Origin of the sequence: Sphingomicrobium astaxanthinifaciens, from assembly GCF_022865105.1 — a bacterium.
GTDB lineage: Bacteria > Pseudomonadota > Alphaproteobacteria > Sphingomonadales > Sphingomonadaceae > Sphingomicrobium > Sphingomicrobium astaxanthinifaciens.
The window spans coordinates 292,682-313,530 of record NZ_JAKNYM010000001.1; the positions used below are offsets into that span (position 1 = coordinate 292,682).

The following is a 20,849-nucleotide window of genomic DNA, read 5'->3' on the forward strand; positions in this document are numbered from 1 at the left end:
GGCGCGGGCACCGCGCCTGCCTCACCCCTCGATGCGATGGCGCGGGCACCGCGCCCGCCTCACCCCTCGATGCGATAGTCGATCGGCTTGAAGCTGCCCGCGTTGGACTTGGGCGCCGAACAGGCGGTCAACCCGATGACGAGGTCCATTTTCGCCTCGAGCATCAGCCGGTCGCCCGCTTTCGACAGCGGCGGGTCGACGCTGAACCGCCCGCTGGCGCCATCGACCGGTACGTTCATGAAGCAGTTGAACGCGCAGGGGATGTCGTCCTCCTCGATCCCGAACGGCGCGAGCGCGGCGGCCAGGTTGCCGAAACAGCCGCGATGCGGGGGCTCGTTCTCGTAGAGCAGCGCGAAGGTGTCCTTGCTGCACGGGGTGAGGAGGAAATCGTGCCGCCCGACCTCGTCCTCGATGATCTCGAGCATCGGGTTGGAACGGTTCGAATAGAGCAGCGCCCCCGTGGTCAGGTAGATGGTGTCGGCATAATCGAAGGTGCGCCCGTTGCTGATCACCTCGCGCACGTCGTCGCGGTTGAACGCGAGGAGGTCGGCGACCTGCTGGCCTTCGGGGTCGATGACGACGAGCTTCTGGCCCTTGTCGAGCGTGAAGGCGGTGCCGCTGCGCGGGTCGATCCGATGGTGGGTCATGCCGCATCGTCCCGGCCGGCGCCCCGGACGCGGACATGGTCGGGGACCGGCTTGGGCTCGAGCCCGGCGAGCGCCTCGCGGTCGCAGGCCACGTCCTCGAGCGCGGGCATGTCCTCGATCTCCACGTCGGCGCGGGGCAGGATCGAGAGCTGCCCGTCCATCTCAAGCACGACCCAATTGGCCTCGTCGATGCCGTACATCCCTTCCGAGCGGATGCGCGCGAGCACCTCGGCGCGCGACACGCGCTCGCGCTTGAGCGCCTCGTCGAGCCAGTGCCCCTTGTGGGTGAGCAGCGTGGGCGCGGCGCGCAGCGCGTCGGCGACCGGCTCGTGCCGCGCGAAGACCAGCGTCACCACGAACTGGCACAGTCCCAGCACCGCCATCGCGACCAGCGCGCTGACGACGCTGACGTCCTTGAGCAGGATCCCGCTCGCGAGCAGGCTCCCCGTGGCGACCGCGATGAGCCAGTCGAAATTGTTCATCTGCGCGGTCGCGCGCTTGCCCAGGATGCGCACGAACAGCACGGTGAACAGGTAGAGCGCGACCCCGGAGATCGCGATCTGGTACAGCCGCTGGCCGTCGGGAATCCAGAACTGGTCGCTAAACATCATTCGCTCGGCGCCGCTGGCCGCCCCGCTGTAAAATTTCTTGGGTCATCCCACCGCCAACGTGACGGGGCAGGGAGCGTTCCACTCGAGCAGCGAGAGGTATCGGCGTCCCGGCACCATCCAATGCCGTTAGTTGGCGCAACCCCCACCCGGCGCTCGCCTCGTCGCGTCTTAATTGGGTTTGAGCCGATACCCAGGTCCGCAAAGGGAACGGGCTCCGGTCAGCGAGCGTCAACTGGCATCCCATCAACAGGAGTATGTCGTATGTCCGCACCAAAGAATCTCGAGGACTGCTATACCCACGAGCTCAAAGACCTCATCTCGGCCAACGACCAGATGAAGAAGGTGGTCAAGGACCTTCATGACGCGGCTGAGAACGATGACCTCAAGTCGATGCTCAAGAAGACCATCGACGGTATCGAGAAGCACACCCAGACGACCGAGCAGTTGCTCGCCGATTGCGGCGAGAGCGGCAAGGAACATTGCAAGGGCATGGAAGGCCTGGTGAAGGAAGCGCGCAAGCACGCGCTCGAGGAAGCACCGCATCTCAACGCGGTGCAGGACGTGGTAATCCTCACCCAGTATCAGCGAATGTGCCATTACGGCATCTGCGGGTTCGGCAGTGCCGCTGCGTTCGCCGAGGGCCTATGCAAGTCGGATCACGCCGACAAGCTCGACCAGATCACTGCCGACATTTACGGTTCCGATGAGGAAATGACCAAGGTCGCAGAGAGCTGCGTCAACCTTGCCGCGAAGGCCTGACGGCTGCCCGCTTCCGCAGCGCGCGTTGCACAATCAGCTCACGCGCGCTGCGGCGGCTCCACCGTAGCGAATATTCGCTCCTCGCCGGGTCTAACCGCGGCCCGGCCACGGGCACGTCCACTCGGGGCCTACGATCCGGCCCGAATATTGCCGCGCCTCGGACGCTTCGCCGTGCCGCGCGAGCATCGGGTTGACCGACCCCGCGAGCTGCTCGTCGCGCGCGAGGATGGAGGCGCGCAGCTTCTCGTAGCGCCCCTCCGCGCGCAGCCGCTCGAACTGGTCGTGGAGGTTGAAGACCATCGCGGGCACCTCGAACCGCCGCGCCGGGCGCGAGGCGTCGGGGTGCATGCCGACCACGAAGAAGGACTGGCCGCCGAAGCTCAGCGAGAAATTGGGGCTCGTCGGATCGGGGTCGACGGCTTCGTCATACGGCTGCCCGAGCCACTCGTCCTTGGCCTGGAGCGAGGCGATGCGCTGCCAGATCGCCTGTTCGAACGCCTCCTCGTCGAGCCGCGGGGTCTGCGGGAAGAAGGCCACGAAGGTGATGAACAGTTCGCGGTGGCGGGCATAGTCACGGGCAAAGCCGACGAGCTGGCGCGCCAGCGCGACATCGTCCCACGCCGAGGTCAGGTCGGTACCGACATAGGCGGTCATCTGGTTGCGCGCGAGCGCGCTCTTGGCGCCGACGCACGGATAGCTGCGCGCGGCGATGAAGTCGCGAAAACGGACCGCCACCGCGACCCCGGCGCGGATCGCCTCCTCGTCGCCGACGCGCGGCGGGGGCGCGGCGAGGAGCGTGTCGACCCCGCGGTCGGCGAGCGCGACCTCACGGGTGTTCATAGCTCTTCACCTCGTGCGTGGCGGTGGCGACGGGCGCATCGGCGCTGATGAAGAAGCGCACGGTCTCCTTGGCGCCGATCATTTCGATCTCGACCGGCGTCGTGGTGGCGCCGACCGTGACGTCGAGTTGGACCTTGTGCGCGGTATAGCCGCCCTCGTTGCTGATATCGACCGGGATGAGCCATTGGCTGCCTTCCTGCCGGATTTTGTCGGTCTCTACCTCGGTGCGGAAGGTCACCTCGCTGTCGCTGGTGATCATCTTCCAGACGATGAGCCCGCTGAGGATCAGCAGGAAGCCGAGGCTGACGATGCGCGACACCCAGCCGAGCCAGGTCGGCGGGCGATCGACCGCTTCCTGCTCCTGGCTGTTGTCGGACGAATCGTCTTGGCTATCGCCGCCGTCCTTGGCGCCGCGCTGCCGCTCGCCGGCCTTGTCGCCTGCGCTGTCCGAAGCGCTGCTCGATGCGCCTCCCGTTGCGCCGGCCCGCGCCGACATCGCGTTGCGTTCCATGTTCATAGCACCAATCTCCCGGCTGCGCCGCCCAGCGTCGTTGCATAAGCGAGCAAGATGGTCTGCGGCAGCCACACCTCAAGCGGGTCGGTGATCGTGGCGTACCCGAATACCCAAAGGAGCAGCATCGAGACGAGGAAGGCGATGATGTAGGCGATCGCCGCCTCGAGCCACTCGCTGTCGATGATCTTGCGGGTCGACAGGTCGCGCGTCTCGAAATTGGCGATCGCGACCATCATGTAGGAAATGCCGAGCGAGAGCAGGAAGGTGGCACCGATCTGCCACCATCCGAGCTTGAGGACGATGACCTTGGGCTCGATCGTCGGCGCGACGTTGAAGGCGAAGAGCACGCCGCCGAGGAAGGAGGCGAGCACCATCGTGACGTCGGGCGAAAAGCCGTCGTCTTTTGCCGAATCGCCGCCGCCCAGCTGGTTCATCGCGACCGCCGCGCCGATCGCGGTCGGCACGGCCTCGAGCGCGATGATCTTGGCGCTGATATAATAGTCGAGCTCGAGCGAGATGATCCCCGCGACGAACAATGTGATGACGCTGGCGACGACCCCCAGCCCCATCGCGACCAGCGCGTCCCACGTCTTCGAGCGCTGCCACGCCTTGCGGCGATAGCCCGAGAAGTTGATGAACAGGCGCACGACGAGGAAGGCGATGGCGAGGAAGGCGAGCAGGACGGTGTCGGGGATCCGCCGCGCGATCTGCCACATCTCCATCGTGAACAGGAGCGGCAGCGACACGAACAACGCCCCCGCCAACCCGCGCGCAAGGTCGCGGATCTCGACCTCTCCCGCCTCGCAGCATTGCTGCCCGTCGAGGATCATGGTGCGCCACGGGGTGACGGCGATCATGAGCGGCAGCCTTCGTGGCGGCACCGCCCCAGGGACGGGCAAACAGGCGGGCGGTGGATCATGTGGCAACGCGAGGACATGGAACGTTGGGCTCCCGTGATAACTTGCCCCGCCTACGCACGGAGCCAAGGCCATGTTCCCCCTCGCCCCACTGGACCTAGGTCCACCCCGAGCCATTTTTTCCCAATTTCCCGGCATTTTTTCCAACCACCGCCGGCACCCCCCCCCGCGCATCGGTTGTGACTTGCTCCTCGAAAATCCTCCCTCGGCAAAAGCCGGTTTGATGCAGCGCGCCGTCCCGGGCGAGCGCGAGTCAGTCGCCCGCGCGCAGCGCCGCGCGGCGCAGCTTGCCGGTGGGGGTCTTGGGCAGGCTGTCGACGAAGTGGATCGCGCGCGGATATTTGTAGGGCGCGATGGTGCGCTTCACATGCGCCTGCAACGCCTCGACCAGCGCGGCGTCGGCGGCATGGCCGGGGGCCAGCACCACATGCGCCTCGACGCGTTGCCCGCGCTCGGGACAGGGCGCGCCGATCACCGCGCACTCGAGCACCGCGGGATGCTCGCCGAGCGCGATTTCGACCTCGGGCCCGGCGATGTTGTAGCCCGACGAGATGATCATGTCGTCCGAGCGCGCGAGGTACCAGAAATAGCCGTCCTCGTCCTTGCGATAGGTGTCGCCCGTCACGTTCCAGCCGGCGACGACATAGTCGGCCTGGCGCGGGTCATCGAGATAGCGGCACCCCGTCGGCCCCTTGATCGCCAGCCGCCCGGTGCCATGCGCGAGCGGCGCGCCGTCCTCGTCGAGCACGGTCGCGGTATAGCCGGGCACCGCCTTGCCGGTGGCGCCGGGGCGGATGTCCGCGCCGCTCGCGGCGATGAAGATGTGCATCAGCTCGGTCGCCCCGATGCCGTCGACGATCGCCAGCCCGGTGGCCTCGTGCCACGCGTGCCAGGTCGCCGCGGGGAGGTGCTCGCCCGCCGACACGCAGGTCACGAGCGAACCGATATCGCGCCCGTCGAGCTGGCCGAGCAGCGCGCGATAGGCGGTCGGCGCGGTCGCGCAGATGTTCACCTCGAAGGCCTCGATCGCCTCGAGCAGCCCCTCGGGCCCCGGCGCGGCGGGCGTCACCGCGGTGCCGCCGAAGCGCAGCGGGAAGAGATATTGCATGCCCAGCCCGAAGGTGAAGGCGAGCGGCGCGGTGCAGGCCCAGCGCTGCCCGCGCGCGGGGCGCAGGACGTGTCGCGCGAAAGTGTCGCAGGGCGCGAGGATGGCGCGGTGATCGTGGACACAGCCCTTGGGTTCGCCCGTGGTGCCCGAGGTGAAGGCGATGATCGCGGGATCCTCGCGCGCGGTATCGACCGCGGCAAAGCCGCTCGTGGGCGCGCGCGCGATGCGCCGCGCGAGCTCGTCCCCGCCGGTATCGCCGTCGAAGGTGATGAGCGAGCGCAGGCTGTCGCACGCCGCCGCCGCCTCGGCGTGCGCCTCGAGGCAGGGCGCATCGACGAGCGCGTGGCTGATCGCGGCCTTGCGGCACACGGTGGTGAACTCCTTGCCGCGCAGGATCGGCATCAGCGCCACGACGATGCCGCCGGCCTTGAGGATCGCGAGCCAGCAGGCGAACAGCATCGCCCCGTTGCGCCCGGCGAGCAGGACGCGGTTGCCGGGCACGAGCCCCTCCTCCTCGACCAGCACGTGGGCGATGCGGTCCGACAGCGCATCGAGCTCGCGATAGCTCCACTGCCCCGCCGCGTTGAGGATCGCGATATCCTCGGGGGCGCCGCCGCGCAGCAGTTCGACCGCCGCGTTCAATCGCTCGGGATAGTCGAGTTCGGGCAGGTCGAAGCGAAACTCGGGCTGCTGCTCGGCAGGCGGCAGCCGGTCGACGACGAACGGGTCCGCGCTCATTGCGGCACCACCGCGGTCGTCTCGATCTCGACCAGCGCGGCCGGCTCGACCAGCCGCGACACCTCGACCACCGCCATCGCCGGGAACACCTTGCCCAGCACCGCGCGCCAGCCCGCCCCGATTTGCTCGAGGCTGGCCACATAGTCGTCGCGGCTGGTGACATAGCAGGTCATGCGCACGATATGCTCGGGCGCCGCGCCGCCCTCGGCGAGGATCGCGCGGGTGTTCTCGAGCACCTGCCGGAACTGCCCCGCCAGGTCGGTCGCGACGAATTCCTCCGCCGCGTTCCAGCCGACGACGCCCGCGGTGAAGATCATCCGCCCGCTCGCGGCCACGCCATTGGCATAGCCCTTGGGACGCGGCCAGCCCGGCGGCTGCAACAACTGGTTCATTGGTCTCCCCCCTCGATCGCGGCCTCGAGCCGCTCGCGCCACTCGCCCGGCCAGGCGAGCGAGCACGCTCCCTCCATCTCCATCAGCACCTGCCGATAGACGATCGAAAAACAGTCGCGCCCCCCGACCGCAGCGGCGAGCGCGAGGTCGACCGAGGACGTGCCGACGCGGCGCACGTGCAGCGCGATGTCGAGCCGGTCGCCGAGGCGCGCGGGGCTGGCGAAGGTGGCGCGCATGTCGACCGTCGGCAACGCCAGTCCGCGCTCCAGGTGCAGTTCGCGCCGCGGCACCCCGAGCACCTCGGCCGTCCAGTCCTCGATCACCCCGTCGCACAGCTCGAACAGCGCGGGATAATAAGCGATCCCCGCGGCATCGCAGGCGCCGAAGCGCACCTTGCGCGAGGCGGCATAGGCCATCAGCCGCGCTCCTTGAGGATCGACTTTGCGATCACCAGCTTCTGCACCTCGGAGGCGCCCTCGTAGATGCGCAGCGCGCGGATGTCGCGATAAAGCGCCTCGACCGCCACGCCCTTGGTGACGCCGAGCCCGCCGTGCAGCTGCACCGCCTGGTCGATGATCGCCTGCGCCTGCTCGGTCGCGGCCAGCTTGGCCATCGCCGCCTCGCGGCTGTTGCGCCGACCGGTGACATCGCGCACCCAACCCGCGCGGGCGATGAGCAGCCCCGCGCTGTCGATCCCCAGCGCCATCTCGGCAAGGGTCGATTGCGTGACCGGGCTGTCGGCGAGCGTGCCCGCCCCCAGTGCGCGGCGCGTCACCCGATCGAGCGTCTCCGCATAGGCTCGCTGCGCAAAGCCCAGCGCGGCCGCGCCAACGCTGGTGCGGAATATGTCGAGCGTGGCCATCGCCTGCTGGAAGCCGCGGCCGCGCTCGCCGATCAGCGCCTCGGCGGGCAGCGCCATCGCGCTGAAGCGCAGCGTGGACAGCGGGTGCGGCGCGATCACCTCGATGCGCTCCTTGTCGTCGAGTCCCGGGGTGTCGGCGGGCACGAGGAAGGCCGACAGCCCCCTTGCCCCCGGCGCCTCGCCGGTGCGCGCGAACAGTACGTAATAGTCCGCGATCCCGCCGTTGGAGATGTAGCTCTTGGCGCCGTCGACCCTCCAGCCCTCCCCGGTCGCGACCGCGCTGGTCTCGATATTGGCCACGTCCGAGCCCGAGCGCGGCTCGGTCAGCGCGAAGGCGGCGATCTTCTCGCCCGCGGCGACGGCGGGCAGGATCGCGGCCTTCTGCGCCTCGGAGCCGAACAGACTGATCGTCCCCGACCCCAGCCCCTGCATGGCGAAGGCGAAATCGGCGAGCGCGTCGTGCCGCGCCAGCGTCGCGCGCAGGATCGCGAGGCTGCGCACGTCGATCGTCTCGTGCACCCCGCCATGGCTCGCGGGAACGCAGTAGCGCAGCCACCCGCCCGCGCCCAGCTGCCCGACCAGCCGGCGGCAGGCGGCGTCGGTGTCGCGATGGTCGACCGCGCCGAGATGCTCGCTGCACCACGCCTCGAGCCGCGCGCCCAGCTCGCGGTGGTGGTCATCGAAGAAGGGCCAGTCGAGATCCATCGGCTAGTCCCCCTTGAACGCGGGCGTGCGGCGCTCGGCGAAGGCCTCGAAGGCGCGGCGGAAATCGTTGGTCGCCATGCAGATCGCCTGCGCCTGCGCCTCCATCTCGATCGCGGTCTCGAGGCTCACGTTCCACTCCGCCGACAGCTGGGTCTTGGTGATGCCATGCGCGAAGGTCGGGCCCTCGGCGAGGCGTCCTGCCAGCGCCTGCGCGGCCTCGAGGACGCTCCCCTCCTCGACGATGCGATTGTGGAACCCCCAGGCGAGCCCTTCCTCGGCGCTCATGAACCGGCCGGTGTAGAGGAGCTCGGAGGCCCGACCCTGCCCGATCAGGCGCGGCAGGATCGCGCAGGCCCCCATGTCGCAGCCCGCCAGCCCGACCCGGGTGAAGAGGAAGGCGGTGCGCGTATCGGGCGCGGCGAGCCGCATGTCCGAGGCCATCGCCACGATCGCGCCCGCGCCCGCGCACACGCCCTTCAGCGCGGCGATGACCGGCTGCGGGCAGCCGCGCATCGCCTTCACGAGGTCGCCCGTCATGCGGGTGAAGGCGAGCAGCCCCGGCATGTCCATCTTCGTCAGCGGCCCGATGATCTCGTGGACATCGCCGCCGCTCGAGAAATTGCCCCCCGCGCCCGCCATCACGACCGCCTTGACCGCGGGCGTGTCGCGCAGCTGGCGGAAGGTCGCCACTAGCTCGGCATAGCTGTCGAAGGTCAGCGGGTTCTTCTTCTCGGGCCGATCGAGCGTGATCGTCGCCACCCCGTCGGCAAGGGTCCAGCGGAAATGGTCGGGGGCGAAGGTCTCGGGGTTCATGATCGGTCCTCGATGGTGATGGCGGCGCCGTTGGTGCGGTTCGACGGGTCGCACAGCTCGGCGACCACCTTGGCGACATCCTCGGGGGTGAGCAGCGTGCCGCCCTTGTTCTGGCGGGCCAGCTGGGCGCGCGCTTCTTCCTCGCCCATCCCGCTCTTGGCGGCGATCAGCGCGGCGGCGTTGGCGACGATGTCGGTATCGACGAACCCCGGGCAGACCGCATTGGCGGTGAGCGAGGTGCCCGCATATTCGGCGGCGATCGCGCGCATCAGCCCGACCACCCCGTGCTTGGAGGCGACATAGGGCGCGACATAGGCGAAGCCCTCGAGTCCCGCGACCGAGGCGATGGTCACGATCCGCCCCGCCTCGGCGGCGAGCAGGTCGCCGAGCGCGGCCTTGCAGCAGTGGAAGGGCGCATCGAGGTTGGTCGCCATCACCGCGCGCCACGTCGCGGCATCGGTGCGCGCGAAGGGGGCCGACGGCGCAATCCCCGCATTGTTGACGAGGATGGTCAGCGGCCCGTTGGCCGCGCGCGCCTCGGCGACGGCGCGGGCGATCTGCTCGGGCTCCACGAGGTCGGCGCGGATCGCGGTTCCCCCGGTCTCCTCGGCGACCGCCTCGAGCGGCGCCAGCCGCCGCCCGACCAGGCTCAGCCGGGCGCCCTCGGCGGCCAGCGCGCGCGCGATCGCCGCGCCGATGCCGGTGCCGCCCCCCGTGACCAGCGCATGGGCGCCTTGCAGCCTCACGATCGCGCCTCCGCCGCCGCCTGCGCCAGTTGCGCCGCCCGTTGCAGGTTGCGCGCCAGCTGTTCGTGCCCCGCCCGATAGGGCTTGGGCACGCGCACGCCCTCATAGTCCAGCGCCGCCGCCGCGCGCAGCGTCCAGTGCGGGTCGGCAAGATGCGGCCGCGCCAGCGCGACGAGGTCGGCGCGCCCGGCGGCCAGGATCGAATTGGCATGGTCGGTCTCGAAGATGTTGCCCACCGCCATGGTCGTCAGCCGCGCCTCGTTGCGGATCTGGTCGGAAAAGGGGGTCTGGAACATGCGCCCGTAGACCGGCTTGCAATCGGCCCAGGTCTGCCCCGCCGAGACATCGATCAGGTCGGCGCCAGCCTCGGCAAAGGCGCGCCCGATGGCGACCGCCTCGTCGGGGGTCACCCCCTGTTCGCCCATCCAGTCGTTGGCCGAGATGCGCACCGACATCGGCCGCTCGGCGGGCCAGGCCGCGCGCATCGCCGCGAACACCTCGAGCGGGAAGCGCAGCCGGTTCTCGAGGCTGCCGCCATAGGCGTCGGTCCGCTTGTTGTGGAGCGGGGTGATGAAGCTCGACAGCAGGTAGCCGTGCGCGGCGTGCAGCTCGAGCATGTCGAACCCCGCCGCGACCCCGCGCCGCGTCGCCGCGACGAAGTCGTCCCGCACCTGGTCCATGTCCGCGCGGGTCATCGGCCGCGGGACCTGGTTGTCGGGGCGCCAGGCCACGTCCGAGGCGGCCATGATCGGCCAGTTGCCCGCCTCCAGCGGCACGTCATAGCCCTCCCAGCCGACGCGGGTCGATCCCTTGGGACCCGAATGGCCGAGCTGGAGGCAGAACTTGGCATCGCTGTGGGCATGCGCGAAATCGACGATGCGCCGCCACGCCGCGGCCTGTTCGTCGGTCCACATGCCGGGGCAGCCGGGGGTGATGCGCCCTTCGGGGCTAACGCAGGTCATCTCGCTATGGACGAGCCCCGCCCCGCCCTTCGCCCGCTCGCCATAATGCACGAGGTGATAGTCGCCGACCAGGCCCTCCTCGGCCATGTAGATCGCCATCGGCGAGACCACGACGCGGTTGGCAAGCGCCATCTCGCGCAGCCGGAAGGGCGCGAACATCGGCGGCACCGCCTCCCCCGCCCCGCCCGCGCGCCGGTCGAACCATTCTTCGAGCCGCGCCACGAACGCGGGGTCGCGCAGCCGCAAATTCTCGTGGCTGACCCGCTGCGAGCGCGTGAGCAGCGAATAGGCGAACTGGATCGGCTCGAAATGCAGGTAGCGATCGAGCGTCTCGAACCATTCGGTCGAATTGCGCGCGCTGTTCTGCAGCTTGAGCACCTCGAGATGGCGCTCGGCGCGATATTCCTCGAGCGCGTCGCCGAGCGCCAGCCCCTCGCGACCCAGCACCTCGGCAAGCTTGATCGCGTCCTCGAGCGCGAGCTTGGTGCCCGACCCGATCGAGAAATGCGCGGTATGCGCGGCATCGCCGATGAGGATGAGGTTCTCATGGTGCCAGCGCTCGCAGATGATGCGCGGGAAGCGGAGCCACGCCTCGGGCCCCTCGAGATGTTTCGCGTTCGACAAGAGCGGCGCGCCGTCCAGCTGCGCCGCGAAGATCGCCTCGCAGCGCGCGATCGCCTGCGCCTGGCTCATCTCGCCGAAGCCGAGCGCGTCCCACGTCTCGGGGGCCATCTCGACGATGAAGGTCGAGCAACCCTCGTCGAAGCGATAGGCGTGCGCCCACACCCACCCCTCGGGCAGCTGCTCGAAGGCGAAGGTGAAGGCCTCGAAGGTGCGCGGCGTGCCGAACCAGAAATATTTGTTGCGGCGACGGTCGATATCGACCCCGAAATGCTCCTCGTAGCGGCGCCGGATGCGGCTGTTGGCGCCGTCGGCGGCGATGACGAGGTCATAGTCGGCCCAATCGGCAAGATCGCTCGAGGCCTCGTGCTCGAAGTGCATCACCACCCCGAGCGCGCGCGCGCGCTCCTGCAGGATCGCGAGCAGCCGCTTGCGCCCGATGCCGATGAACCCGTGCCCCGAGGAGCGGATGCACTCCCCGCGCAGGTGCACGTCGATGTCGTCCCAATGCGCGAATTCGTCGCGGATCACCGCCCCGCTCACGGGGTCGTTGGCCATCAGGTTGTCGACCGTCTGGTCGGAAAAGACCACGCCCCAGCCGAAGGTGTCGTCGGCCCGGTTGCGCTCGAACAGCTCAATCGTGCAGTCGGGATCGCGCCGCTTCATCGAGATCGAGAAATAGAGCCCCGCCGGCCCGCCGCCCAGCACCGCGATCTTCATGACGCCTCCCCTGACCAGCCGAGGCGTAGGAGATTCGCTCCGGCGTGGCAATCCGCGGCGAGGCTGCGAACGACCTCGCGCCGACCTTCGGCGCGCTGCTGGCGCGCCATGGCCCCGCCCCCCGGCAGTAACGCCCGCAGCCCGGGCGGGGCGAGGCGCCGCCGAGCCTATTCGGCCGCCCGCATCGCCTCGACGAAGCGCCCGACGGCGGCGCCGATATGGCCGGGGCGCGGCGCGACCTCGGCCCTCGCCCCCTCGTCACAGAAGCGCAGGTCGTCGATCTCGACGTCGGGCAGCCCCGCCTTGCGCCGCGCCGTGTCCCAGCTCGAGGCCAGCGACTTGTAGGGTTTGCGGGTCGTCGGGTTGGGCATCAGGTAGGAGCAGTCCTCGAAGCGGGGCAGGCGATCGATCACCCGCCGCGCCGCCGCGGTCAGCGGGACCACCCGGTCGCGGCTGCCCTCGGCGGTGGGGATCGTCCACGTCCCATGCGCCAGATCGATGTCGTCCCACCTCGCCTGAAGGATGTCGCGCTCGCGCACCTTGCTGTGAATGAGGAGCGCGACGACATGCTTGAGCTGCGTGTTGGGGCTGGCCTCGACCGCCTCCTCGATCCGCGCGACCTCCTCCTTCGAGAGCGGCCGCTCGTGGACGTTGCGCCCGGTGCCGCCCGCAACCACCTGCGCCGGCGCGCCGACGGTCCCGTTGCGCCCCAGCTGGATCGCGCCGAGATAGATCTGCCCCATCAAACGCTCGAGCCGGTCGACCAGCGCGGGATCGAGCCCCTCCTCCCGCGATTTGGCCACGAGCCACTCGCCGATCCGCGAGGCGGAGATGGTGTCGGGGCTCAGGTGCCCGAAGGCGGGCAGGATATGCTCGCGCAGCAGCTGGCGATCGCGCGCCGAATAGGCGGCCTCGTCGGCGTTCGAGACGAGGTCGACGATCGCCGGCAGCCGCCGCCACTTTTCCGCCGGATCGCCCGCACGTTGGTCGCCGCCGCGCGGCTCGCCCGCGCGCTCGGCCGCCCCGGCCCGCGCGCTGGCGGCGCCGGCGGCGCCGGCGGCGGACCCGGGGATCTTGAGACGCGCGCGATAGCGTTCGAGCGCGTCATCATCATAATCGCCCGGCGCGGGCAGCGCTGCCGCGGGCGACAGCGCGGGCAATCGCGCCGCCTCGAGCGCATAGGTCGACACCGCCTGGGCGGGGCGGTAGGCGCCCGCCTCGTCGCTGACCAGTCGCTCCTCGAACTCGAGCCCCTGCTGCCGGTTGCGCCGCCGCACCACCTTGGCGAAGGCGAGGAACCCCTCGCCGAAATCGACGATGAGCGGCGACTGCGGCGGCACGTCGTCGAGCCCTTCGACCAGCGCCCCCGTCTCCGACAGGTTCCGGATCAGCAGCTCGCGGCTGTGGTTGCCGAAGATCGCCCGCACCGTGCGGTACATGGAGACGCGCTCGCTGCGCTGGCGCGAGGGCCCCTTGGGCGTGATCGTCAGCTCGCCCGTGCCGATCCGGCGGGCCAGCTCCTCGACCTCGAGCGGCTTGCTGTAGACGTAGCCCTGCACGTGGCTCACCCCGAGGTTGCGCACCAGGTCGAGCTGGTCGAGCGTCTCAACCCCCTCGGCGGTGGTCTCCATGCGCAGCGCCCCGGCGAGCGCCACGATGGCGGCGATGATCGCCTGGTTGCGCGAACCCGGCAGAGTCGCGGCTCGCACGAAGCTCTGGTCGATCTTGATCTTGTCGAAGGGCGCGGTCTTGAGATAGCCGAGCGAGGAATAGCCGGTGCCGAAATCGTCGAGCGCGAGCCGCACCCCGATATGCTTGAGCCCATCGAAGACATTGTCGACCGAGGCGGACGGATCGAGGAACACCCCCTCGGTGATCTCCAGTTCGAGCCGCTCGGGCGCGAGCCCGCTCGCGGCCAGCGCGTTGGTCACCTTCGCAATCAGCGAGGAATCGAATTGCAGCGGCGAGACATTGACCGCCACGCGCACCTCGCCCTCCCAGCTCGCCGCATCCTCGCACGCCTTGCGCAGCACCCAGTCGCCGAGCGGGACGATCAGGTTGGCTTCCTCGGCGACGGGAATGAACTGCGCGGGCGAGATGTAGCCATATTCGGGATGGGGCCAGCGGATCAGCGCCTCGACGCAGGTCATGCGGTCCGACTGGGTGCTGACCACCGGCTGGTAATGGACCTCGATCTGCCCCGCCGCGAGCGCATCGCGCAGGTCGTTCTCGAGGATCCGCCGCCGCTCGGCGGTCTTGAGCAGCGAGCGGGTGAAGAAGCTGACCCGGCCGCGCCCGCTCCCCTTGGCGTCATAGAGCGCGAGATCGGCGTTGCGCACGATATCCTCGACGGTCTGGCCGTCGTCGGGGGCGATCGCGATCCCCACCGAGGCGCCGATGGTGCAGCGCGTGCCCTCGATCGAATAGGATTGCGAGAGGCTCGCGATGAGCCGCCGCCCGAGCGCCTCGAGCGTGGCGGCACTGCAGTCGCCGCGGTGGACGATCTGGAACTCGTCGCCGCCGAGACGGAAGGCACGCTCCTTGTCCCCGACGATGCCGACGATGCGGTCGGCGACCTGTACGAGCAGGGCATCGCCCACCGGATGCCCGAGCGTGTCGTTGACCTGCTTGAAGCGATCAAGATCGATGGTCAGCACCGCGCAGCGGCTGGTGGTGGCGCGCGCGGCTTCGAGTTCGGCCTCGAGCACGTGCCGCATGCGCAGCCGGTTGGGCAGCCCGGTGAGCGGGTCGTGCATGGCCAGCCGCGAGGTCGCCCGGGTCGCCTGCACCTGGTCGGTGACGTCGATCGCCGAGCCGCAATAGCCGCTGAAGCGGCCCGCCGCATCCTCCTGCGGCACGCCCGACAGCGACCACAGGCGGGTCGATCCGGGCAACCGCGCGCGCACGGTCAGTTCCTGGAACTTCTTCTTTCGCGCCAGCGTGAACCGCAGCCCGCGGCTGCCGCTGTCGCTGTCGTCGGCCGCCTCGAAGAAATCGAACAGCGGCGCGCCCAGCGCGGCATCGGGTTCCCCGAACTGCGCCGCGACCTCGCGGGTCAGATAGGACAGGCGCCCCTCGGCATCGGTCATCCAGAACCAGCCGACCGAGGTCTCCTCGTAGGTCCGCAGCAGCCGCTGCGCGGCGGCGTGGTCGCGCGATCCGCGCCGCGGGCGCGCGATCGCCGCGCGCGGCGCCCCACCCTCTTGACCGGCCGCGCCGGCCGCCGTGGTCTCATTCCTTGCCCAGAACCTCATGTCCGATCCAAAACCCCGTGACGTGGCGTCAGCGCGAGGTTGTGCCCCTACGACGTTGAATAAGCGTTAATCCCGCCCCCGAAGACCGGCCGCTCAGCGCGACGCTCAGACGTCCTCGGGCAGACGATACCTGTCGGGCTCGAGCCCCGCCTCGCGCGTGCCGCATTCCGAGGAGGTCGCACGCGCCGGGCAAGCCATGGCCATCGGGGGGCGCGAGCCGCGTGCAGATTGAAGCAAAGTCGAGGTGACAGCGAGGGGCGCGCGGGCTAGGCCGTCTTGATGCCCGATATCCAACAGTTCGAAAATTCGAGCGCCGACCTCCTCCGCCTCGTGATCGAGACCGGGCATATCGGGATCTGGAAGCTCGATGTCGCCACGGGCCACGCCTGGAGGAACCGGCGGCACGACGAGATCTTCGGCTATCCGGACGGGCTGGCCGAATGGACCTACGAGATGTTCCTCGATCATGTCGTCGAAGAGGACCGGGCGCGCGTCGATGAACTCCAGCAACAGGCGCTCGAGCAGCAGACGGAATGGCTGTTCGATTGCCGCATCGTGCGCGCCGATGGGGTCGAACGCTGGATCAATGCCGCGGGGCGTCCGATCTTCGACGACGACGGTTCGATCACCGCGCTCATCGGCAACGTCATCGACATCACCCAGACGAAGCGCAACGAGATGCGGCTCTCGCTCGTCACGCAGGAACTCAATCACCGCGTTCGCAACATGCTCACGATGGTCAAGGCGCTGATCAGCCTGTCGGGCCGCAGCGCCAAGGTGGATCCGGCCTTCGTGAACGCGCTTTCCGGCCGGGTCGAAGCGCTCGCCCGCACACAGGACCTGCTGCTCGGCGAGACCGACCGCGACCTCGGGCTCGGCGAAATCCTCGAGCGCGAACTGACCGCCTTCCCGTCGCTGCGCGAACGGGTCGACTTGCAGGAAGACGACGTGATCGTGCTGGCGCCCAAGGATGCGCAGGCCTTTGCCGTCATCATCCACGAACTGATCACCAACGCGATCAAATATGGCGCCTTTTCGAACGACGCCGGCCGGGTGGCGATCACCATTGCGACCACGCCCTCGCAGGCGCGGGTCGAGTGGCGCGAGACGGGCGGCCCCCCGGTCGCCGAGGTGCGCGAGGACGGGCTCGGGTCGAACCTGATCGGCCGCGCGCTGGGGCCATCGGGCCGCGCGCAGCTCGATTTTCACAAGGACGGGCTGGTCTGCAGAATCGAGCTCGATCGCGAGCGGACACGGCGCCGGAGCGCCGACCCCGTCCGCTTTTAGGCCGGGTCGGCCGGGTCCGGCGGGGCCGCCGCGTCGGCCCGCTCGCGCTCTCCCGCCCCCGACATCGGATCGAGCGGGGCGACGGCGGGCGAGGTGCGCGGCATCGCGATGAAGGCGCGCTGCTCCTCGTCGGGCACCGGAGGCCGATCGAGCAGCCGCCAGAGCGCGAAGACGAAGATCGCGGCGGCGCAAGCCGCGGTGTAGAGGAACAGCCCCGACGGCCCCGCCGCGCTGACCGCCAGCGAGCCGAGCAGCGGCCCGGCGATCGCGCCGAGCGAATAAGCGAGCACCATCCCCGCGCTGGTGGCGATCCGATCCGCGTTATCGACATGGTCGTTGGCATGCGCCACGCACAGCGGATAGAGCGCGAAGGCCGTTCCGCCGAACAGCGCCATGGCGATGAACAGCGCGAGCCCCCGCGCCTCGCTCAGCGCCAGCGCGATGCTCACTGCCGCTACCGTGGCATAGACCAGCAGCAGGACCTTGCGACGGTCGAAGGCGTCGGACAAACGTCCCACCGGGATCTGGAGCAGCATGCCGCCGACGATCGCGGCGCTCATGAACGAGGCGGTGGCGGCGACGTCGAGCCCGATCAGCCGCGCATAGATCGGGGCGATCCCGTAAAATCCGCCGAGGATGAGGCCGCTGGCCATGCCCCCGGCGACCCCGAGCGGCGAGATCGCGTAGAGCCGCTTGAGCCCGAAGGGCACGACCGCGGCAAGCACCGGCTGCTCGCGCCGGGTCAGCGCGATCGGGATGACCGACAGCGACAGGAGCATCGAGGCGCCGATGAAGGGCCAGTGCGACTGCGCCCCGCCCGTCGTCAGGAGGAACTGGCTGAGCGCCTGACCGGCATAGAGCGCGACCATATAGGCGCCGAGCACCGACCCCCGGCTCGCCGTGCCCGAGCGCGCCGCCAGCCAGCTCTCAAGGCAGATATAGACTCCCGCCATGCAGAACCCCTCGAGCAGGCGCGCCAGCGCCCAGGTGGCAGCGAAGACGTGGATCGCATAGACGAGCGCGAGCGCGGAGAGCACCGAGACGAAGGCGGCGAAGGCGCGGATATGCCCGACCTTGGCGATCAGCCGGAAGGCGATGGTCGAGCCGATGGTAAGGCCGAGGAAATAGGCGGTGGCGACCAGCCCGATGACGGTCGTGTCGACCCCCGCGCCCTCAAGCCGCACCGCGGTCAGCGTGGCGAGCCCGCCGCTCCCGCTAGCCAGCAGGAAGATGGCGAACAGCAGCATTCTGACCGGTGCCAGAACCGATAGCATGGCTCAGTCCATTCGGCGCGCGTGACGGAAATGCGCATAGCGCGCGAGCATGTCGCCGATCAGCTGGTCCTGGCTGTAGCCGGTGACGTCATGCTCGGCATCGCCCTCCGAGGAATGCGCAAGGACGCGATAATGGCGCCGCTCGGCCTGCGCCTCGGTGTCGCTCTGGCTCCACGCGAAGCTGGGGAAGCGGAAGGCGCGCACCCGCAGGCAATAGCTGAAGCTGCCCAGCTCGCCATGCGCGATCCGCACCGCGACCCCGCCGGCGGTGGAATCGAGCCAGTGGCTGATGCCGGGCTCGTCCAGTTGCCGCAGCACCTGCTCGAACGCCGGCACGGCCCGCTCGTCGATGAAGGCGGCGACGTCCTCGCGGCGGTGGAGGCGGACGATCGACTGGAGCTGCTGGCGCCAGTTGGGCGTGGCGGCGGCGGCGATATAGGCGGGGGGCACGTCGCCTCGTGAGGGCTCGCCCTCCTTCTGGAGCGCGCGCAGCAGCCCGTAGCACATCAGCACCATCACCAGCGCGAAGGGCAGCGCGCTCGCGATCGCGGCGGTCTGCAGCGCCTGCAGCCCCCCTGCCAGCAGCAGGATGGCGGCGACCACGCCCGCCGACACCGCCCAGAAGACGCGCTGCCAGACATGCGAGGAATCGGCCGCGCCCGAGGTGATGGTGTCGATCACCAGCGCGCCCGAATCGGCCGAGGTGACGAAGAAGGTGATGATGAGGAGGGTCGCGATCCCCGAGGTCAGCGCCGACAGCGGGAACTGCTCGAGCATCGCGAACAGCGCGACCGGCAGGTCGTCGGCCACGACCTGGGCGATCGGCGCCAGTCCCGACAGGTCGAGCGAAATCGCGCTGTTGCCGAAGACGGTCATCCACAGGAAGGTGAAGAGCACCGGTACCAGCAGCACCCCGGCGATGAATTCGCGGATCGTGCGCCCCCTCGAAATGCGCGCGATGAACATGCCCACAAAGGGCGACCAGGCGATCCACCACCCCCAGTAGAATAGCGTCCAGTCGCCGAGCCAGGCATTGGGCTCGTAGGCGTACATGCGGAAGGTGCGCGGCACCACGCTGCCGAGGTAGGCGCCGATATTCTGGACATAGGCCTGCAGCAGGAACAGCGTGGGGCCCGCGACAAGCACGAACGATAGCAGCCCGACCGCGAGGATGATGTTGAGCTGGCTCAACCGGCGGATGCCGCGATCGAGCCCCATGATGACCGACCCCGTCGCCAACAGGGTGATCGCGCCGATCAGCATCACCTGCACCGCGGCGCTGACGGGCACCCCGACCAGATAGGCAATCCCCGCATTGACCTGCAGGACGCCGAGCCCGAGCGAGGTCGCGACCCCGAACATCGTGCCGAGGACCGCGAAGATGTCGACCGCATGCCCGATCGGCCCGTGGATGCGGTTGCCGATCAGCGGGTAGAGCGCCGAGCGGACGGTCAGCGGCAGCCCGCGGCGGAAGGCGAAATAGGCCAGCGCCAGCGCCACCACGATGTAGATCGCCCACGCGTGCAGCCCCCAGTGGAAGAAGGTCAGCGTCATCGCCTCGCGCGCGGCGGCGACCGTCTCGCCCTCCCCGACCGGCGGCGAGACATAATGGAGGACGGGTTCGGCCACCCCGAAGAAGACGAGCCCGATCCCCATGCCCGCGCTGAACAGCATCGCGAACCAGGAAAGGTAGCTATAGTCGGGGTCGGCATCGTCGGGGCCGAGCTTGATGTCGCCATGGCGGCTCACCAGCAGGAACAGCGCGAACAGCAGGAAGCCCGCCACCGCGAGCACGTAGAACCAGCCGAAGCTGCTCACGATCTGCGCCTGCAGGCGATCGAAAAAGGACCCCGCCTGCTCGGAGAACAGCGCCCCGAGCAGGACGAACAGGAGGATCAGCCCCGCCGAGGTGAAGAAGACGGGAGGGTTGATCCGCGCGCGCCGCGCGCCTGTCTCGATCGCCGGTTGCTGCTCGCCCATCTGCCCTCTCGTCATGGCCGCGTCAGTCCCCCAACGGCCCGCGCGGTCGAATGGTGCCCGATGGGGCGAACGACCCCGGCGGTCCTCGCGATCTTGCGGCTAGACCAGCCCCGCAGTGATGCTCGTATAGGCGGCATAGCCCGCCACCAGCGCCGCCCCCTCGCTCCGCCGCAGGCGCCCGCCGGTATAGGCGAAAACCATCACCAGCAGCGCGATGCCCAGCAACAGCGGCAGGTCGAAGCCCAGGATGCCGGCAGGGATTTTGGTCGGCGCGACCATGCCGGTCACCCCGCCGATGAAGAGGATGTTGTAGATGTTCGAGCCGAGCACGTTGCCGAGCGCGATCTCGCCCTGCCGCTTGAACGCGGCGATCGCCGAAGTGACCAGTTCGGGCAGCGAGGTGCCGACCGCGACCACCGTCAGCCCGATCACATCGTCGCCCACCCCGAGGTCGGAGGCGATCGTGATCGCCGCATCGACGAGGAGGCTGCCCCCACCGATGATCAGCCCCAGCCCGGCGATGAACTGGACGGCCGCGACGGCGGGATGGCCGGACCGGTCGGGAACGGCTCCGACCGCCGGGTCCACCCCCTCGAACGCCGCCGCCTTGTCGTAGACCGCGCCGTGAACGGTCGCGGCCTTCTCCTGCCGGTAGGCGAGCAGGACATAGCCGATCATCGCCAGCACCAGCGCCAGCCCGACCGGGCGGCTCAGGCCGGCGACATGGCCGGCCACGAGCAGCGCCAGCGCGGCGAGCGCCCCCATCCCGCCGTCGCGCCACAGCACGCCGCGCGGCACCACGAAAGGCGATACCGCCGCCGCGACCCCCAGGATCAACAGCGAATTGGCGATATTCGAGCCCACGATGTTGCCGAGCGCGATCCCCGGCGACCCGGCGAGCGCGGCCTGCACGCTCGCGGCGAGCTCGGGCATCGACGTGCCCATCCCGACGATCGTGAGCCCGATCAGCATCGGCGACAGCCCCATCCGCTCGGCGATCCGGACGGCGCCCCTCACGAGCAGGTCACCACCGACGATCAACAGCGCGAGACCGCCGAGGAGCAGGAGGTAGGTCATGAGCAAGGTTCCCTGTTGCGCG

18 protein-coding genes are annotated in these 20,849 nt (G+C 69.4%); 2 read left to right on the forward strand and 16 right to left on the reverse strand.

What is annotated here, in order from left to right:
* Nucleotides 1–59: 59 nt before the first annotated feature.
* Nucleotides 60–647, reverse strand: coding sequence for a DUF1989 domain-containing protein (locus tag L8951_RS01455; RefSeq protein WP_244381225.1), 588 nt, complete (start codon nucleotides 645–647; stop codon nucleotides 60–62).
* Nucleotides 644–1,258 carry a DUF421 domain-containing protein gene (locus L8951_RS01460; protein WP_244381226.1) on the reverse strand — a complete coding sequence of 205 codons (615 nt, stop codon included), beginning with the start codon at nucleotides 1,256–1,258 and terminating at the stop codon, nucleotides 644–646. Before L8951_RS01460 ends, L8951_RS01455 begins: the two co-directional genes overlap by 4 nt.
* 261 nt (nucleotides 1,259–1,519) lie before the next feature.
* Here L8951_RS01460 and L8951_RS01465 point away from each other — a divergent pair, with 261 nt between their 5' ends.
* Nucleotides 1,520–2,017, forward strand: a complete 498-nt coding sequence (locus L8951_RS01465; protein WP_244381227.1) for a YciE/YciF ferroxidase family protein — start codon at nucleotides 1,520–1,522, stop codon at nucleotides 2,015–2,017.
* A 90-nt stretch (nucleotides 2,018–2,107) separates the two neighbouring features.
* On the opposite strand, the gene gntA is transcribed toward L8951_RS01465, so the two are convergent.
* The 11 genes from gntA to L8951_RS01520 form a co-directional block, all read right to left on the reverse strand.
* Nucleotides 2,108–2,857: a guanitoxin biosynthesis heme-dependent pre-guanitoxin N-hydroxylase GntA gene (gene gntA, locus L8951_RS01470; RefSeq protein WP_244381228.1), complete on the reverse strand. Its 750-nt coding sequence runs from the start codon at nucleotides 2,855–2,857 to the stop codon at nucleotides 2,108–2,110.
* Complete coding sequence (locus L8951_RS01475) at nucleotides 2,844–3,374, reverse strand: hypothetical protein (RefSeq protein WP_244381229.1); 531 nt, start codon at nucleotides 3,372–3,374, stop codon at nucleotides 2,844–2,846. Before L8951_RS01475 ends, gntA begins: the two co-directional genes overlap by 14 nt.
* On the reverse strand, nucleotides 3,371–4,228 hold the full coding sequence (locus tag L8951_RS01480; protein ID WP_244381230.1) for a DUF2391 family protein: 858 nt from the start codon (nucleotides 4,226–4,228) through the stop codon (nucleotides 3,371–3,373). Before L8951_RS01480 ends, L8951_RS01475 begins: the two co-directional genes overlap by 4 nt.
* Before the next feature lie 313 nt (nucleotides 4,229–4,541).
* Nucleotides 4,542–6,134 (reverse strand): AMP-binding protein, encoded by a 1,593-nt coding sequence (locus L8951_RS01485; protein ID WP_244381231.1) that lies wholly within the window; start codon nucleotides 6,132–6,134, stop codon nucleotides 4,542–4,544.
* Nucleotides 6,131–6,526 (reverse strand): RidA family protein, encoded by a 396-nt coding sequence (locus L8951_RS01490; RefSeq protein ID WP_244381232.1) that lies wholly within the window; start codon nucleotides 6,524–6,526, stop codon nucleotides 6,131–6,133. Before L8951_RS01490 ends, L8951_RS01485 begins: the two co-directional genes overlap by 4 nt.
* Entirely contained in the window at nucleotides 6,523–6,942 is a 420-nt protein-coding gene (locus tag L8951_RS01495; RefSeq protein ID WP_244381233.1) for an acyl-CoA thioesterase, read from the reverse strand. Before L8951_RS01495 ends, L8951_RS01490 begins: the two co-directional genes overlap by 4 nt.
* Nucleotides 6,942–8,093 (reverse strand): acyl-CoA dehydrogenase family protein, encoded by a 1,152-nt coding sequence (locus L8951_RS01500; protein ID WP_244381234.1) that lies wholly within the window; start codon nucleotides 8,091–8,093, stop codon nucleotides 6,942–6,944. The genes L8951_RS01495 and L8951_RS01500 overlap by 1 nt, the downstream gene beginning before the upstream one ends.
* A gap of 3 nt (nucleotides 8,094–8,096) precedes the next feature.
* Nucleotides 8,097–8,906, reverse strand: a complete 810-nt coding sequence (locus L8951_RS01505) for an enoyl-CoA hydratase family protein (protein ID WP_244381235.1) — start codon at nucleotides 8,904–8,906, stop codon at nucleotides 8,097–8,099.
* Nucleotides 8,903–9,652 carry an SDR family NAD(P)-dependent oxidoreductase gene (locus tag L8951_RS01510; protein ID WP_244381236.1) on the reverse strand — a complete coding sequence of 250 codons (750 nt, stop codon included), beginning with the start codon at nucleotides 9,650–9,652 and terminating at the stop codon, nucleotides 8,903–8,905. The genes L8951_RS01505 and L8951_RS01510 overlap by 4 nt, the downstream gene beginning before the upstream one ends.
* Nucleotides 9,649–11,955: a bifunctional salicylyl-CoA 5-hydroxylase/oxidoreductase gene (locus tag L8951_RS01515; protein ID WP_244381237.1), complete on the reverse strand. Its 2,307-nt coding sequence runs from the start codon at nucleotides 11,953–11,955 to the stop codon at nucleotides 9,649–9,651. Before L8951_RS01515 ends, L8951_RS01510 begins: the two co-directional genes overlap by 4 nt.
* A 167-nt stretch (nucleotides 11,956–12,122) precedes the next feature.
* A complete protein-coding gene (locus L8951_RS01520) occupies nucleotides 12,123–15,209 on the reverse strand; it encodes an EAL domain-containing protein (RefSeq protein WP_244381238.1) in 3,087 nt (1,028 codons plus the stop codon).
* Nucleotides 15,210–15,488: 279 nt separating this feature from the next.
* Between L8951_RS01520 and L8951_RS01525 the strand changes: the two genes are divergently transcribed.
* On the forward strand, nucleotides 15,489–16,496 hold the full coding sequence (locus tag L8951_RS01525) for a sensor histidine kinase (protein ID WP_244381239.1): 1,008 nt from the start codon (nucleotides 15,489–15,491) through the stop codon (nucleotides 16,494–16,496).
* Here L8951_RS01525 and L8951_RS01530 read toward each other — a convergent pair.
* The 3 genes from L8951_RS01530 to L8951_RS01540 all read right to left on the reverse strand — a co-directional run bounded on the left by L8951_RS01530 (nucleotide 16,493) and on the right by L8951_RS01540 (nucleotide 20,827).
* On the reverse strand, nucleotides 16,493–17,743 hold the full coding sequence (locus tag L8951_RS01530) for an MFS transporter (RefSeq protein WP_322597127.1): 1,251 nt from the start codon (nucleotides 17,741–17,743) through the stop codon (nucleotides 16,493–16,495). The genes L8951_RS01525 and L8951_RS01530 overlap by 4 nt on opposite strands.
* Nucleotides 17,744–17,773: 30 nt before the next feature.
* Nucleotides 17,774–19,765, reverse strand: a complete 1,992-nt coding sequence (locus L8951_RS01535) for a BCCT family transporter (protein WP_244381241.1) — start codon at nucleotides 19,763–19,765, stop codon at nucleotides 17,774–17,776.
* Nucleotides 19,766–19,849: 84 nt separating this feature from the next.
* Nucleotides 19,850–20,827, reverse strand: coding sequence for a calcium/sodium antiporter (locus L8951_RS01540; RefSeq protein ID WP_244381242.1), 978 nt, complete (start codon nucleotides 20,825–20,827; stop codon nucleotides 19,850–19,852).
* Nucleotides 20,828–20,849 lie beyond the last annotated feature (22 nt).